The 798-nt window shown below is 54.1% G+C and carries 1 protein-coding gene; it reads right to left on the reverse strand.

Features of this window, described 5'->3' with window-relative positions; all coding sequences use genetic code 11:
- Window positions 1–81: 81 nt before the first annotated feature.
- A partial coding sequence (locus BG74_RS16800) for an ACT domain-containing protein (RefSeq protein WP_244267309.1) occupies window positions 82–798 on the reverse strand: 717 nt, incomplete at its 5' end.

The raw sequence follows: 798 nt of genomic DNA on the forward strand, positions 1-798 counted from the left end.
GAGCAGATAGGTTATGATGATTAACAGCCGGTACAGCGCTGTTGCGGCATGCGGTTCAGATATAGAGCGTCTTTTGACGGGTCAGTTGCTGTACAGACGGCGGGCGTTAATGACGTCTGGCAGTTGGTTGAGTTTCGACAACACCCGGCCCAGCACCTTCTGGTTATAGATCTCGATATCCATATCAATGGTGGCCAGCTGTTTTTTCACATCGCTGCTATGGATGGCAACCTGCAATACGTTGACATTCTCGCTTGCGAGAATGGTGATGATATCGCGCAGCAGGCCGCCGCGGTCGCTGGCAGTCACTCTGACAACTAGCGAATACCCGCTGGAGTAGCTATCGCCCCATACCGCGTCCATAATGCGTTCAGGCGCGTTGGCCTGCAGATCTGCCAGTTGCTCGCAATCGGCGCGATGAATGGAAATGACGCGTCCCTGGGTGATAAAACTGGTGATATCGTCCCCCGGGATCGGCTGGCAGCAGCTGGCGATATGGTGCATCAAGTTCCATACCCCTTCCTCTACCACCACCCGGCCGTTATCGCGGTTGTGCGGCACCGGCTGGATTTTTGGGGTTTTCTGCGTCAGCTGGCGCAACGCCTTCTTGTCTTCCTCTTCGACGCTGGGTTTGTTCAGCTTACTCTGCAGATAATGTACCATATGGTTGATACGCACATCACCAATGCCAATGGGCGCCAGCAATTCATCGAGCATATAGACATTGTAGCGCGGCAACAGCAGTTTTTCCGCCTCGCGCACACCAATGCCTAGATGCTCCAGCTCCTCTTCCAACAA

The sequence above is a fragment of the Sodalis-like endosymbiont of Proechinophthirus fluctus genome, assembly GCF_001602625.1.
Lineage (GTDB): Bacteria > Pseudomonadota > Gammaproteobacteria > Enterobacterales > Enterobacteriaceae.